The following is a 15,885-nucleotide window of genomic DNA, read 5'->3' on the forward strand; positions in this document are numbered from 1 at the left end:
TATGGAGACGCTATGCTAACAATCCCGGGGTTATGTTGGCTATGCCGGATGCCGCTGGCCGTTGCCGGATGGGGAATATGCAGTATTTGCCAGCAGAGCCTCACGCCGCCGCCGCACTGCCCGCGCTGCGGGCTGGAAGCCATCACCCACCCGCTGCCCTGCGGGCGCTGTCTGCTAAAGCCGCCGCCCTGGCAGCGGCTGATTTATGTCGATGACTACCGCGCTCCCCTGAATGTTCTGGTACAGCGCCTGAAATTCAGCGCCGCTACCGCGCTGGCGCCAGCCCTGTCGCGCCTGCTGCTGTGCCAACTGCTGGCCGCCCGGCGCGACGGAACGCTGCGCCTGCCGGACTGTATTATTGCGGTGCCGTTACACCAAACGCGCGGCTGGCGCAGGGGATTTAACCAGAGCGATCTGCTGGCCCGGCCGCTGGCGCGCTGGCTGGGTTGCCGCTATCAGCCGGGCGGACTGAAGCGACGGCGGCGTACCGCAATCCAGCACCAGTTAAGCGCCAGCGCACGTTCCGACAATCTGCGCGGCGCCTTTACGCTTGAATTCCCGGTACGCGATCTCCATATCGCCATAGTGGACGATGTCGTGACCACCGGCAGCACCGTCGCGGAGATTTCCCGACTGTTATTACGCAACGGCGCCGCAACGGTCCAGGTATGGTGCCTGTGTCGCACCTTGTAGCGCCCCGCCGATGGGCGTATTATAACCAACTAAAATAGTCAACTATTAGGCCAAAGCTATGATCCGTATTTCCGATGCCGCCCAGGCGCACTTTGCTAAACTGCTGGCAAATCAGGAAGAAGGCACGCAGATCCGCGTCTTCGTCATTAACCCCGGCACGCCTAACGCCGAGTGCGGCGTCTCTTACTGCCCGCCGGATGCCGTGGAGGCCAGCGACACCGCCCTGAAATTTGAGCAGTTGACCGCTTATGTGGACGAACTGAGCGCGCCCTATCTGGAAGACGCGGAGATCGATTTCGTTACCGATCAGTTGGGCTCCCAACTGACCCTGAAAGCCCCGAACGCCAAGATGCGTAAAGTGGCGGATGACGCGCCGTTAATTGAGCGGGTGGAATACTTTATCCAGTCGCAAATCAACCCACAGCTGGCGGGCCATGGCGGCCGGGTATCGCTGATGGAGATTACCGATGAAGGTTACGCCATCCTGCAATTCGGCGGCGGTTGCAACGGCTGTTCGATGGTCGACTACACCCTGAAAGAAGGGATTGAAAAACAGCTGGTTTCCCAGTTTGCAGAACTAAAAGGGGTGCGCGATCTTACTGAGCACCAGCGCGGCGAGCACTCTTACTACTGATCCGCCGTCCCACGAGCCTGCATAGCGGGCTGTCGCGATAAAAAAACCCGGCCAGTCTCACTGCCGGGTTTTTTATCAGATCAGGCTTTTTTACGCCGTTTGTCGAGGTCTTTAATCAGTCGGTTTACCTGTTGGTCGGCGAACATTGATTCCAGCGTGGCGCTGAGCTTGCGCCGCCAGTTATGGTACTGGGTACTGGTACCCGGCACATTGACCGGATCCGCCATATCCAGCCAGTCTTCCGGCTGCAGCCCTAACAGCGCGCTGTTACTGTCGGCAATATAGCGCTGCAGGCCGCGGTTAAGGGTCGGCGTCATCGCCATCAGCGCCGCCTTATGGCCGGCCTTCTTCGGCAGACAGCCATGGCGATGCAAAGAGTCCAGCAACCCCTGTTTAGCGCGCTCGCGGTCCGCATACAGCCCGCGCAGGATCTCCTCGTCCGGATACAGCCCCAGCGATCGCCCGAGCGTCAAATCGCCGCTTTCCCAATAGCCGCGCAGGGTGGGCATATCGTGGGTGGTCGCCACCGCCATTGCCTGGGCCGCCCATTTCTGCGGCGCCCGGAAGCGCTTGCGATCATCGTGCTCAAAATAGAGCACTTTATAAGAATAAACCCCGCCATCGCGCAGTTTGCTGACAATTTCCGCCGGCACGGTACCGAGATCTTCGCCAATCACCATACACTGGTGACGCTGGCTCTCCAGCGCCAGAATGGCCAGCAAATCGTCGACCGGATAGTGCACGTAGGCGCCCTGATCCGCCGTTTCGCCGTAGGGGATCCACCACAGACGCAGCATCGACATCACATGATCGATACGCAGAGCGCCGCAGTGGGTCATATTGGCGCGCAACAGCTCGATAAACGGCTCATAGGCACGCTGCGCCATGATATGCGGGTCCATCGGCGGCAACCCCCAGTTCTGGCCCAGCGGACCCAGAATATCCGGCGGCGCGCCGACCGACGCTTTCAGGCAGTACAGTTCCCGATCGCACCAGGTTTCCGAACCGCCTTCCGCCACGCCGACCGCCAGATCGCGGTATAACCCCACCGGCATACCGGATTGCTGACAGACATCCCAGCAGGCAGCGAACTGGCGGTAAGCCAGCCACTGCAGCCAGAGCCAGAATTCAACCTCATCGCGATGTTCGGCGCAGAACGCCTGCACCGCCGGACCGTTGCCGTCCTGGTACTCTTCCGGCCATGCCGGCCATCCCCAGCGCATCGGGTCCTGCTGCACCTGCCAGGCGTGCAGGGCATCATAAGCCGCCTGACGCTGTAGGCTCTCGCCTCCTTCCACCACAAACCCACGGAAGGCGGCCACGCTGTCGTCGTCCGGCGCGCGCTGGCAAAAACGGCTCCACGCCAAGCGCAGCGCGGTTATTTTCAGGGACGTCACCGTCGTGTAATCCACATACTGCGCGTCCCGGGCGGATTGCACGCGCTCCCGGGTCTGGGGAAGCTCCCACCACGCCTGCGCCTCGGCGCTGAGGCGGAAATCTTCCACCTCATTAACATCGATATAGATGATGTTCAGCCAGCGGCGGGACGACGGACTGTACGGGCTGGCGCTCTCCGGTATCGCCGGGTAGAGCGCATGAATCGGGTTCAGACCAATAAACGCGCCGCCGCGCTGGCCGACTTCGCCCAGCATACGCCGCAGATCGCCAAAGTCGCCGATGCCCCAGTTGGCCTCAGAGCGCAGCGTATACAGCTGCACGCAGGCGCCCCACAACTTTTTACCCTCGCGTAACGCCTGCGGTTCATAGCAACGGCGCGGGGCGACGATAATCCGGCAGTGCCAGCGCTCATCGCCGCGGGTTATGGTCAGTGAGTGGTACCCCTGCGCCAGCCGGGCCGGCAGTGTCAGAACGTTGCCGCCTTTGGCGGTCCCCTGATGCTGCTTACCCTGCTCAGTGGTGATAAACCACGCCAGTTCCCCTTTCCCTTCCAGCACCAGCTCCATCGTGCGGCCGGATGTAAAGACCGCGACTGGCGGAACCGGGCGTACCGCCCCTTTAACCGGGGCGGAGGTGCGGTTCATGGCTTCCAGCAAACGCAGCTTGGTCGCCGCCGCAATATCCTGCGGCAACCCGTGGGCATTAATGTAATTAGCGGCAATTCCCGCCTCCAGGGCGGCTTTATCAAGGCGTTTGCTCTCCATGTCTTTCCCTTAACGTTTTGCCTGCCAGATACGCTGCTGGTAGTCGCGAATCGAACGGTCGGAACTGAACATGCCGCAGCGCGCGGTATTGAGGATCGCGGCGCGGGTCCAGGCGTCCTGGTCGAGATACAGCGCATCGGCGCGTTTCTGTGCGTCCAGATAGGCGCTGAAGTCCGCCATCACCAGGTACGGGTCGCCGCCCTGTTTGCCCAGGCTGTGCAGCATCTGATCGAAAGCATGCTTATCGCCATCGCTGAATTTGCCGCTTTCCAGCGCCTTCAGTACCGCATCCAGCACTTTATCTTTCTTGCGCCATTTCAGGGGGTCGTAGCCGGCGGCTTTCAGGGCTTTTACTTGCTCTACGGTGTGGCCGAAGATAAAGATATTCTCCTCGCCGACTTTCTCTGCGATCTCTACGTTGGCCCCGTCCAGCGTGCCCACCGTCAGCGCGCCGTTGAGCGCCAGCTTCATGTTGCCGGTACCGGAGGCCTCTTTACCGGCCGTTGAGATTTGCTCGGAAATATCCGCTGCCGGGATCAACATTTCCGCCGCTGAAACGCAATAATCCGGCAGGAAAACCACTTTCAGCTTATCGCCGACCCGCGGGTCGTTATTGATCACTTCCGCTGCCTTGTTGATGGCGTAAATAATGTTCTTCGCCAGGTAGTAGCCCGGAGCCGCTTTAGCACCGAACAGGAAGACGCGCGCTACCCGATCGGCCTGCGGGTTGTCGCAGATCTCTTTGTACAGCGCCAGGATATGCAGCAGGTTCAGGTGCTGACGCTTGTACTCGTGCAGGCGCTTAATCTGCACATCGAACAGCGCTTGCGGGTTAATCACAATGCCGGTACGCGCTTTGACAAACTCCGCCAGACGCTCTTTGTTATGGTGTTTGATAGCACGGTATTCTTTGCGGAACGCCGCATCATCGGCGTATTTTTCCAGGCCGATCAGGACATCCAGATCGTTAGCCCACTCTTTTTTCAGCGTCTTATCCAGCAGCGCGGAGAGCGCCGGGTTGCACTGCTTGATCCAGCGTCGCGGCGTGATGCCATTGGTCACATTGTGGAACTTGTTCGGCCACAGTTGGTGATATTCCGGGAACAGGTCCGTCACCACCAGTTCGGAGTGCAGCGCCGCCACGCCATTTACCGCGAATCCGCCCACCACGCACAGGTTCGCCATACGCACCTGGCCGTCGTGCAGCACCGCCAGTTTCGCCCACACGGCGTCATCGCCCGGCCAGGTTTTATCCACCAGCTTTTTGAAGCGGCGGTTGATCTCTTTGATGATTTGCACGTGGCGCGGCAACAGGGTGCGCATCAGGCGCTCATCCCAGCACTCCAGCGCTTCCGGCATCAGAGTATGGTTGGTGTAAGCGAAGGTGTTGCTGGTGATAGCCCACGCATCGTCCCAGCTCATCTGGTATTCGTCGAGCAGCACGCGCAGCAGTTCCGGAATAGCGATGGTCGGATGGGTATCATTGAGTTGAATCACTTCATACTGCGCCAGATCCGCCAGCTTGCGCCCCGCCTGATGGTGGCGGCGCAGAATATCGGCCACGGAACAGGCGCACTGGAAATACTGCTGCATCAGACGCAGCTTTTTACCGGCCTGGTGGTTATCATTGGGGTACAGCACTTTGGTCAGCTTCTCAGCGTCAATACCCTGCTGCTCCGCTTTGAGGAATTCGCCATCGTTGAATTTTGTCAGGTCGAACGGGTGGGCATGGGTCGCCTGCCACAAACGCAGCGGCTGAGCCACGCCGTTACGGTAACCAAGCACCGGCAGATCCCAGGCCTCACCCTTGAGAACAAAAGCCGGCTCCCAGCGATTGTGCTTACCGTCCTTCACCACTTTACCGCCAATGCCGACCTGCACATCCAGCGCCGCATTGTGGCGGAACCACGGGTAGCTTGCGCGCTGCCAGTCGTCCGGGGCTTCCATCTGCTTGCCGTCGACAAAGGACTGGCGGAACAGACCGTACTGGTAGTTCAGCCCATAGCCCATCGCCGGCTGGCCGACGGTCGCCATAGAGTCCAGGAAACAGGCCGCGAGACGGCCTAAACCGCCGTTACCCAGCGCCGGATCAATCTCTTCTTCCAGCAGATCGGTCAGGTTGATGTTGTATTCCTCAAGCACATCGCTGACCTCCTGGTACCAGCCCAGATTGAGCAGGTTATTTCCGGTCAGGCGGCCAATTAAGAACTCCATGGAGATATAGTTAACGTGGCGCTGCTTCGCCGGGAGCTGTGCCAGCGGGCGGGCCGCCAGCATTTCCGCCAGCGCGCCGCTCACAGCCTGCCACCACTGATGCGGGGTCAGTTCCTCTGCTGAGCGAAGACCAATACCCTGCCACTGACGTGTCAGGGCAGCCTGAAATTGTGTTTTGCTGAATGTAGGCTGTGACATAGGTAATCGGGGTCCTGTAAAAATTAAACCATCATTTGCGTTAGTGTGCCTGGCGTACGCGCTGACTTCCTCATCCCGAGGGGGATTAGACGGGGAGGAGGGGCGGGTAGTAGGTAAAAATGTGATCATTAGCACTTTTACACTGCCACAGAAGTATATATTTCACATTATTTTCCAGAATATGCCGCATTAAAATGCTCAATCAGTAATACCTGTCTTTCTGCTTCGCCAGATATCTTCATTCGAAAATAATTTCTTTTTCAGCAAAAACAAATAGCCGAAAGAAATAATTAATTCAATGTATATCATGGCGTTAAGAAAAACCCGATAAATAACAACGATGACAAGAAGCTATAATCTTTTTTACAAAAAAAGACAAAGTCGACCAATAATATCCTGATTGTGTAAATAGCTTTGAGATAAATAATATTTTTATGAAATAAATCGTTTACTATAATTAGTTATTTCTATGTGTTGCCAAAGATGCGCATTATTTCGCCGCTTTAGCGCCGCAACCCGCGCGCTGCCTGGTTGGCAGATAGTTTACAGGGGTAATGAAATAAATGTCGGAAATGTGACAGGGCGCAACTTTGAGATCCTGAATATCAAGCCAAACTTGCATTAGTGCGCAAACTGTCCGAATTTATCCGGAGAATTAATTACGAAGCGCGAAAAAAATCACGTTTTTTCTCATCACAGTGAAGTGACTAACTATGTTGATACCATCAAAACTAAGTCGCCCGGTTCGTCTTGAGAACACTGTGGTCCGCGAACGTCTGCTGGCGAAACTCTCCGTTGCAGGAAACTACCGTCTGGCGCTGGTGACCAGCCCGGCGGGTTATGGCAAAACGACGCTGGTTTCGCAGTGGGCCGCGGGCATTAACGAGTTAGGCTGGTATTCACTTGATGAAGGAGATAACCAGCCGGAGCGCTTCGCCAGTTACCTGATCGCCGCCATTCAGCAGGCCACCAGCGGATGCTGCGCCAGTACCGAAACCATGGCGCAAAAACGCCAGTATGCCAGCCTGTCGTCGCTGTTCTCTCAGTTGTTTATCGAACTGGCGGAATGGCACCGCCCGCTTTTCCTGGTGATCGACGATTACCATCTGATCACCAATCCGGTCATCCACGAAGCGATGCGCTTTTTCCTGCGCCATCAGCCAGAGAACGTGACCCTGGTCGTGCTTTCCCGCAATCTCCCACAACTGGGGATCGCTAACCTGCGGGTCCGCGATCAACTACTGGAGATCGGTAGCCAGCAGTTAGCCTTCACCCATCAGGAAGCGAAACAGTTTTTCGACGGCCGCCTCAGCGCGCCGCTGGAGGCCGCTGAAAGCGGCCAACTGTGCGACGACGTGGCCGGCTGGGCCACCGCGCTGCAGCTGATCGCCCTCTCCGCTCGCCAGAATAGCGGTCTGACGCAACAGTCCGCGCGCCGCCTTTCCGGTATTAACGCCAGCCACCTGACCGACTACCTGATCGACGAAGTGCTGGATAACGTCGACGGCGCCACCCGCCAGTTTCTGCTCAAAAGCTCGCTGTTGCGTTCAATGAACGACGCGCTGATCGTCCGGGTCACCGGAGAAGATAACGGCCAGATGCGTCTTGAAGAGATCGAGCGCCAGGGACTGTTCCTCCAGCGCATGGACGGCAGCGGCGAGTGGTTCAGCTATCACCCGCTGTTCGGCAACTTCTTACGCCAGCGCTGCCAGTGGGAGCTGGCCACCGAGCTGCCGATACTGCACCGCGCCGCCGCAGAAGGCTGGATGGCGCTCGGTTTCCCGAGCGAAGCCATTCACCACGCGCTGGCGGCCGGCGACGCCAACATGCTGCGCGACATTCTGCTGCATCACGCCTGGGCGCTGTTTAATCACAGCGAGCTGTCGTTGCTGGAAGAGTCCCTGCGTTCGCTGCCCTGGGATAGTCTGCTGGAAAACCCGAAACTGATTTTGTTGCAGGCGTGGCTAATGCAAAGCCAGCACCGCTATGGCGAAGTAAATACCCTGCTGGCCCGGGCCGAGCAGGAAATGAAGTGCGAAATGGATGCCACGCTGCACGCCGAATTTAACGCCCTGCGCGCCCAGGTGGCTATCAATAACGGCGATCAGGATGAAGCAGAGCGGCTGGCTACCTGCGCCCTTGAGGTACTACCGCTGGCCAGCTATCACAGCCGTATCGTCGCGACCTCGGTCCACGGCGAAGTGCTGCACTGTAAAGGGGATTTGACCCGGGCGCTGACTCTGATGCAGCAAACCGAGCAGATGGCGCGCCACAACGATGTCTGGCACTACGCCCTGTGGAGTTTGTTGCAGCAAAGCGAGATTTTATTCGCTCAGGGATTCCTGCAGGCGGCCTGGGAAACGCAGGAAAAAGCGTTCCAGTTAGTGCGCGAACAACATCTGGAGCAACTGCCCCTGCACGAGTTCCTGTTACGCATTCGCTCTCAGTTACTGTGGGCGTGGGCGCGACTGGATGACGCGGAGGTCGCGGCCCGCAGCGGTATGGATGTGCTGGCCGGCTATCAGCCCCAGCAGCAACTGCAGTGTCTGTCGCTGATTATCCAGTGTTCGCTGGCGCGCGGCGATCTGGATAACGCCCGCGGCCATCTCAACCGGCTGGAAAACCTGCTCGGCAATGGCCCGTGGCACAGCGACTGGGTATCTAACGCCGATAAGGTACGGGTTATTTACTGGCAGATGACCGGCGACAAAAAGTCAGCGGCCACCTGGCTGCGTCAGACGCCCAAACCGGAGTGCGCCGATAACCATTTCCTGCAGGGCCAGTGGCGCAACATCGCCCGGGCGCAGATCCTGCTGGGGGATGTCGAGCCCGCCGAAATTGTGCTCGAAGAGCTTAATGATAACGCCCGCCGTTTGCGGCTGATGAGCGATCTTAACCGTAATCTGCTGTTGCTGAACCAGTTGTACTGGCAGCAGGGTCGTAAAAGCGACGCGCAGCGGGTGTTGATCGAGGCCCTGACACTGGCCAATCGTACCGGATTTATCAGCCACTTCGTGATTGAAGGGGAAGCCATGGCGCAACAACTGCGCCAGCTAATCCAACTGAATACACTGCCGGAGCTGGATCAGCACCGCGCGCAGCGCATTCTGCGCGAGATCAATCAGCACCATCGTCACAAGTTTGCGCATTTTGATGAAAACTTTGTGAACCGCCTGCTAAGTCACCCGGAGGTACCGGAGCTGATCCGCACCAGTCCGCTGACCCAGCGGGAATGGCAGGTGCTGGGGCTTATCTATTCCGGCTATAGCAATGAGCAGATTGCCGGCGAGCTGGACGTGGCGGCGACCACAATTAAGACGCATATTCGTAATCTGTATCAGAAGCTTGGGGTGGCGCACCGGCAGGATGCGGTGCAGCAGGCCCAGCAGTTGCTGAAGATGATGGGGTATGGGGTGTAGGAGTGGGTTGGCGCGCGCCGCCGGGAGTCGCCGTTCAGGTTGTGTGGCTGGTGCGCCACTGCGGCTGTGCTATTTTTCACTCTGATTGCAGGTGCGGCGTATCTCCGGGGCTTCGCTGTTTTTCGCTCACCCTATGTTTAGTGCTTTTTGTTGACCCCGGTTATCAGTGAACAAGTTGAGGGGCGCGACGTGTACTGAGCCCTCTCTCCCCGTTCACGTCGCGCGGAATACACACAAAGCACCAACTTCAGGTGAACGGCATTCAGCGGAGCGTTAAAGGGATACCACACCGTGTGAATGACGCTAACGCCTCAACACAATTCCAGATGCACATGCCCACTCTCGATCACCTGCATCACCCCCGCTGGCGGCATAGCGTCGGTATACAACGCATCCACCATATTGATGCTCCCCATGTTCACCATCGCATTGCGGCCAAACTTGGAGTGATCGGTCACCAGCATTACATAGCGCGAATTCTCAATAATCGCCCGCTTGGTGCGCACTTCATGGTAGTCAAACTCCAGCAGCGAGCCGTCGCTATCAATGCCGCTGATGCCCAGAATCCCGAAATCCAGACGGAACTGAGAGATAAAATCCAGCGTCGCTTCACCGATAATTCCGCCGTCGCGGCTTCTTAACTCACCGCCCGCCAGAATAATGCGAAAATCGTCTTTCGCCATCAGGGTATTCGCCACGTTGAGATTATTGGTGACCACGCGCAGATCGTGGTGATCCAACAGCGCGTGCGCCACCGCTTCCGGCGTGGTGCCGATATCAATAAACAGCGTAGCGCCGTCGGGGATCTGCTGCGCCACCCGCCGGGCGATCCGCTCCTTCTCCGCCGTCTGAGTCGCCTTACGATCGTGCCACGGAGTATTCACCGAACTGGACGGCATCGCCGCCCCGCCGTGGTGGCGCATAATAATATTCTGTTCCGCCAGATCGTTTAAATCGCGGCGGATGGTTTGCGGACTGACCGCAAAATGTTCCACCAGCTCTTCAGTGCTGACGTATCCCTGTTTTTTTACCAGCTCAATAATCGCATCATGCCGTTGTGTTTGTTTCACAATCTACTCCGTTACTTATGCCAGCATATTATGTTCGTTTTCGCACATGGAGGGTATCCACCAGCGCCATCGCCAGCCCGACGGCCAGCCCACTGGCGTGCGCGGCATTAGCGATGGATAACCCAAAGATATCGAACCATCCCGCCACCAGCCAGATTAACGCAAAAACCATGAGTCCACGCTGCATATAAATGCCGCTCTGCGGATCGCGTTCCCCGCGCAGCCAGACATAGCCCATCAGGGCATAGACCACACCGGAAAGGCCGCCGAACCACGCACCGCTGAATTTGTGCTGTACATAGCCGCTCAGCAGCGCCGAAATCAGCGTCAGCACAATCAGCTTACCGCTGCCGAGGCGCTTTTCAACCGGCCCGCCCAGATACCACCACCACAGCAGATTGAAAGTAATATGCAATAGCGAAAAATGCAGCAGGGCATGGGTAAAATAGCGCCACAGCTCAAAGCGCAGCGCCGGGTCCCAGGGCCATGCCAGCCACAGCATCACCGTCTGGTCGCCCAGCGACAACATTAGCAGCCAGACCACAATACAGACCGCCATGATGATCAGAGTAAAAGGCCCGGCTTTATGCAGCAGAGTCCCCAGGAAGGGGTAGCGCCGGTAAGCAAGGCCGCTATTGGTATGCCCGGTCTGCCAGCTCGCCGCCAGATAACGCGGGTCGTTCGGATTCGCCAGAAACTGCGCCAGTTCCGCCCTGACCCGCGCTTCCTGCGCCACATCCGCCAGCCAGATATCGCTCTGGCTGTGCTGCTGGACAGTAAGAACCACCCCCTGCGTCGCCATATAATCGACAAACGCCTGAGCCATTCTCGGGTTTTGAAAAGAGGTTATCATCAGCATAGGGGACAATCCCGGCAGTCCACACAAAGGGTGACAGTATACCCGCTGATATCGGCAATGCCGAGTCGATCACTCGCCCCGGGCGACTTCAGACGGAAATTGCCGCTGCCAGGCGTCAAAACCGCCGTCCACGCTGTACACCGCTTCGTAACCCTGCTGCAGCAGATATTGGGCGGCCCCTTTACTGCTGTTGCCGTGATAGCACATCACCAGCACCGGGGTGTCAAAATCGGCCTGGCGCATAAACTGGCCCAGCGTGTCGTTTGTCAGGTGGAAGGCGCCGCGGGCGTGACCCAGCGCGAAGCTCTGCGGATCGCGAATATCCACCAGCATGGCTTGCCCGTGGCTGAATTTCTGGTGGGCTTCTTCAACATTAATACACTCAAACTGCTCCACGATATTCCTCATTCATAATGATCATTTGCCGGTTGCCGCGCAGCGGCCACGCTGGCCTGGCCCCGGGCTATATTTCGCTCAGTGTACGTTGTCGCCTGGCGTAGCGCCATTAATGTTATGCATATCACGTATATTTGTTTTTTTTCCGTTACCAAAAGCATCTCCTCCTGCTATTATGAGCGATATCGAACATTTTTGAGCTTTAACGAAAATTCGTGAGGACGACATGGAAATTAAAGATCTGATTGTCATTGGCGGAGGAATTAACGGAGCTGGTATCGCCGCGGATGCCGCCGGACGAGGTCTGTCCGTGTTGATGCTTGAAGCGCAGGACCTCGCCTGCGCTACCTCATCCGCCAGTTCCAAACTGATTCACGGCGGCTTGCGCTACCTGGAACATTACGAATTCCGCCTGGTCAGTGAAGCGCTGGCCGAACGCGAGGTGCTGTTAAAAATGGCCCCGCATATCGCTTTCCCGATGCGCTTTCGTCTGCCGCACCGTCCCCATCTGCGCCCGGCGTGGATGATTCGCATCGGCCTGTTTATGTACGATCACTTAGGCAAGCGCACCACGCTGCCCGCCTCCACGGGATTGCGTTTTGGCGCGGATTCGGTGCTGAAGCCGGAGATCGTGCGCGGTTTCGAATATTCGGACTGCTGGGTGGATGACGCCCGGCTGGTGCTGGCCAACGCCCAGATGGTGGAGCAGAAAGGCGGCAAAGTGATGACCCGTACCCGGGTGACCTCCGCGCGCCGGGAAGCCGGGCTGTGGGTGGTCACAGCGCAGGATATCGACAGCGGCGAAACCTTTACCTGGCGCGCTAGAGGGCTGGCGAACGCCACCGGGCCGTGGGTCAAACAGTTCTTTGATGAAGAGTTGCATCTGCCTTCGCCATACGGCATTCGCCTGATCAAAGGCAGCCATATCGTGGTGCCGCGGGTGCATACCCAGAAGCAGGCCTACATTCTGCAAAACGAGGACAAGCGGATTGTCTTTGTGATCCCGTGGATGGACGAATTTTCGATTATCGGCACCACCGATGTCGAGTATCAGGGCGATCCGGCTCAGGTCGCCATTGATGAAAACGAAATCAACTATCTGCTTAAGGTCTACAACAGCCACTTTAAGAAACAGCTCGCCCGTGACGACATTGTCTGGAGCTATTCCGGGGTACGCCCGCTGTGCGACGACGAATCCGACTCGCCGCAGGCCATCACCCGCGACTACACCCTCGACGTGCATGATGAAGACGGTAAGGCGCCGCTGCTGTCGGTGTTCGGTGGTAAGTTGACCACCTATCGTAAGCTGGGCGAACACGCGCTGGAAAAACTGAAACCCTGGTACCCGAACATGGGGCCGGCCTGGACTAAAGACGCTGTACTGCCCGGCGGCGATCTGCAGGGCGACCGGGAAGACTACGCCGCACGCCTGCGCCGCCGCTATCCGTTTATCAGCGAATCACTGGCGCGCCATTTTTCCCGCACCTATGGCAGCCAGAGTGAATTGATCCTCGACGGCGCCAGCGGGATCGCCGATCTGGGCGAACATTTCGGCCATGAGTTCTATGAAGCGGAGCTGCGCTATCTGGTCAAACATGAGTGGGTCCGCCGGCTGGATGACGCTATCTGGCGCCGTACCCGGCTGGGCATGTGGTTGAACGCCGAAGAGCAGTCGCGGATCGCCAACTGGTTAAAGCAACATTCCGACACAGCGGCGCTCTCGCTGGCATCCTGAAGCCGACAGCAGTGCAATAAGTAACAGGGAGGCTCGCGCCTCCCTGTTCATTTACAGCCTCACCGGCTTAATATGCCAGATCTCGTCAGCATACTCCTGAATCGTCCGGTCTGAAGAGAAATAGCCCATATTGGCGATATTGTGCATCGCCCGGCTCGACCACGCCTCCGGCTGCAGATAGAGGTCGTCCACGGAATCCTGGCAGTCGACATAACTGCGATAATCCGCCAGAACCTGATAATGGTCGCCAAAGTTAATCAGCGAGTCGATCAGATCGCGATAACGCCCCGGCTCTTCCGGGCTAAAGACGCCGGTGCCGATCTGCGTCAGCACTCGCCGCAACTCTTCATCCTGTTCATAATACTCGCGCGGGTTATAGCCCTTAGCGCGCAGCGCTTCGACCTGCTCCGCGGTATTACCGAAGATAAAGATATTCTCTTCGCCCACATGCTCCTGCATCTCCACGTTCGCCCCGTCGAGGGTGCCGATGGTCAGCGCGCCGTTCAGGGCAAATTTCATATTACTGGTGCCGGAGGCTTCCGTCCCGGCCAGGGAAATCTGCTCCGACAGGTCCGCCGCCGGGATAATCAGTTGAGCAAGGCTAACGCTGTAGTTAGGGATGAACACCACTTTCAACCGGTCTTTCACCAGCGGATCGTTGTTGACCACCTTCGCCACATCGTTGATCAAATGAATAATATGCTTGGCCATGTAGTAGGCCGAGGCGGCCTTACCGGCAAAGATATTGACCCGCGGCACCCACTCGGCATCCGGATCGTCTTTAATACGGTTGTAGCGGGTGATCACATGCAGCACGTTCATCAACTGGCGTTTGTACTCGTGAATACGCTTGATCTGCACATCAAACAGCGCCTTCGGATTAACCACTACATTGAGCTGCTGACCAATCCACGTGGCGAGACGCTTTTTGTTTTCCAGTTTGGCGTCGCGTACCTGCTTATTCACCGCCGGGAAGTCGATATACTGCTTCAGTTCGTTAAGCTGGCTGAGGTCAGTACGCCAGGTACGGCCAATATGCTCATCCAGCACCCCGGACAGCGACGGGTTCGCCAGCGCCAGCCAGCGCCGCGGCGTTACGCCATTGGTCTTATTACAAAAACGCATCGGAAAGATTTGCGCGAAGTCGGCGAACAGCGACTGCACCATCAGGTTGGAGTGCAGCTCCGACACGCCGTTGACTTTGTGACTGACCACTACCGCCAGCCACGCCATGCGCACCCGGCGGCCATTGGACTCATCAATAATCGACGCCCGGCTCAGCAGCTCAACGTTGTTGGGATACTGCTCCTGAACGGTCTTCAGGAAGTAGTCGTTAATCTCAAAGATGATCTGCAGATGACGCGGCAGAATTTTCCCCAGCATCTCCACCGGCCAGGTTTCCAGCGCCTCGCTCATCAGCGTATGGTTGGTATATGAGAATACCTGGCAGGCCACCTCGAACGCCTCTTCCCAGCCAAAGCGGTGCTCGTCGATCAGCAAACGCATCAGCTCGGGAATCGACAGCACCGGATGGGTATCATTGAGGTGGATAGCGATTTTATCCGCCAGGTTGTCATAGGTTTTATGCAACTGATAGTGGCGACTGAGGATATCCTGAATCGTGGCAGAGACCAGGAAATACTCCTGGCGCAGGCGCAGTTCGCGGCCAGAGTAGGTCGAGTCATCCGGATAGAGGACCCGGGAAACGTTCTCGGAATGGTTTTTATCTTCCACCGCCGCAAAATAGTCCCCCTGATTAAATTTCCCGAGGTTAATCTCGCTACTGGCCTGCGCGCTCCACAGGCGCAGCGTGTTGGTGGCGTCAGTATCGTAACCGGGGATAATTTGATCATAGGCGACGGCGAGGATTTCTTCGGTTTCCACCCAGCGGGTTTTCTTACCTTCCTGCTGAATGCGGCCGCCAAAGCGCACCCGATAGCGGGTATTGTGGCGCTTAAATTCCCACGGGTTGCCGTATTCCAGCCAGTAGTCCGGCGACTCTTTCTGACGCCCCTCGACGATATTCTGCTTAAACATACCGTAGTCATAGCGGATACCGTAACCGCGGCCCGGTAGCGCCAGAGTGGCCAGCGAATCGAGGAAACAGGCCGCCAGGCGCCCGAGGCCGCCGTTGCCTAATCCCGGGTCATTCTCCTCGTCAATCAGCTCTTCGAGGTCCAGTCCCATATCTTCCAGCGCCGCTTTAACATCATCATAGATGCCCAGTGAAAGCAGCGAGTTCGACAGGGTACGGCCAATCAGAAACTCCATCGAGAGATAGTAGACCTGGCGATCTTCCTGGGAAAGCTGGGCGCGGTTGGAACGCAGCCAGCGCTCCACCATGCGATCGCGCACCGCAAACAGAGTCGCGTTCAGCCACTCGTGCTTATTGGCGATCGCCGGATCCTTCCCAATGGTGAACATCAGCTTATAGGCGATCGAGTGCTTCAAAGCCTCAACGCTGAGTGTCGGAGATGCATAGCTAAAAGGTGCTGTCATATCAGT

At 57.5% G+C, this 15,885-nt stretch carries 10 protein-coding genes; 4 read left to right on the plus strand and 6 right to left on the minus strand.

Going from position 1 to position 15,885, the window contains the following annotated elements; all coding sequences use genetic code 11:
• Positions 1-12: 12 nt before the first annotated feature.
• A complete protein-coding gene (gene gntX / locus AQ981_RS03560) occupies positions 13-693 on the plus strand; it encodes a DNA utilization protein GntX (RefSeq protein WP_058910393.1) in 681 nt (226 codons plus the stop codon).
• Between the two features lie 58 nt (positions 694-751).
• The gene (nfuA, locus tag AQ981_RS03565; protein ID WP_058910394.1) at positions 752-1,327 is read left to right on the plus strand and encodes a Fe-S biogenesis protein NfuA; all 576 of its coding nucleotides are present in this window, start codon (positions 752-754) and stop codon (positions 1,325-1,327) included.
• 80 nt (positions 1,328-1,407) lie between these two features.
• Here the strand turns inward: nfuA and malQ are convergent, their stop codons facing one another.
• Positions 1,408-3,489: a 4-alpha-glucanotransferase gene (gene malQ / locus AQ981_RS03570; RefSeq protein WP_058910395.1), complete on the minus strand. Its 2,082-nt coding sequence runs from the start codon at positions 3,487-3,489 to the stop codon at positions 1,408-1,410.
• Between the two features lie 9 nt (positions 3,490-3,498).
• Positions 3,499-5,901 carry a maltodextrin phosphorylase gene (gene malP, locus AQ981_RS03575; RefSeq protein ID WP_058910396.1) on the minus strand — a complete coding sequence of 801 codons (2,403 nt, stop codon included), beginning with the start codon at positions 5,899-5,901 and terminating at the stop codon, positions 3,499-3,501.
• Between the two features lie 713 nt (positions 5,902-6,614).
• Between malP and malT the strand changes: the two genes are divergently transcribed.
• A complete protein-coding gene (gene malT / locus AQ981_RS03580) occupies positions 6,615-9,320 on the plus strand; it encodes an HTH-type transcriptional regulator MalT (RefSeq protein WP_058910397.1) in 2,706 nt (901 codons plus the stop codon).
• A 311-nt stretch (positions 9,321-9,631) separates the two neighbouring features.
• Here malT and AQ981_RS03585 read toward each other — a convergent pair whose 3' ends face one another.
• The 3 genes from AQ981_RS03585 to glpE all read right to left on the minus strand — a co-directional run bounded on the left by AQ981_RS03585 (position 9,632) and on the right by glpE (position 11,645).
• The gene (locus AQ981_RS03585; RefSeq protein ID WP_058910398.1) at positions 9,632-10,390 is read right to left on the minus strand and encodes a DeoR/GlpR family transcriptional regulator; all 759 of its coding nucleotides are present in this window, start codon (positions 10,388-10,390) and stop codon (positions 9,632-9,634) included.
• Positions 10,391-10,418: 28 nt separating this feature from the next.
• Positions 10,419-11,249 carry a rhomboid family intramembrane serine protease GlpG gene (gene glpG, locus AQ981_RS03590; RefSeq protein WP_058910399.1) on the minus strand — a complete coding sequence of 277 codons (831 nt, stop codon included), beginning with the start codon at positions 11,247-11,249 and terminating at the stop codon, positions 10,419-10,421.
• A gap of 69 nt (positions 11,250-11,318) precedes the next feature.
• A complete protein-coding gene (gene glpE, locus AQ981_RS03595; RefSeq protein WP_058910400.1) occupies positions 11,319-11,645 on the minus strand; it encodes a thiosulfate sulfurtransferase GlpE in 327 nt (108 codons plus the stop codon).
• Positions 11,646-11,871: 226 nt separating this feature from the next.
• Between glpE and glpD the strand changes: the two genes are divergently transcribed.
• Positions 11,872-13,380 carry a glycerol-3-phosphate dehydrogenase gene (gene glpD, locus AQ981_RS03600; RefSeq protein ID WP_058910401.1) on the plus strand — a complete coding sequence of 503 codons (1,509 nt, stop codon included), beginning with the start codon at positions 11,872-11,874 and terminating at the stop codon, positions 13,378-13,380.
• Positions 13,381-13,431: 51 nt separating this feature from the next.
• Here the strand turns inward: glpD and glgP are convergent, their stop codons facing one another.
• On the minus strand, positions 13,432-15,879 hold the full coding sequence (glgP, locus tag AQ981_RS03605; RefSeq protein ID WP_058910402.1) for a glycogen phosphorylase: 2,448 nt from the start codon (positions 15,877-15,879) through the stop codon (positions 13,432-13,434).
• Positions 15,880-15,885: the final 6 nt, after the last annotated feature.

The organism is Entomohabitans teleogrylli, assembly GCF_001484765.1.
In the GTDB taxonomy this organism is placed as follows: Bacteria; Pseudomonadota; Gammaproteobacteria; order Enterobacterales; family Enterobacteriaceae; genus Entomohabitans; species Entomohabitans teleogrylli.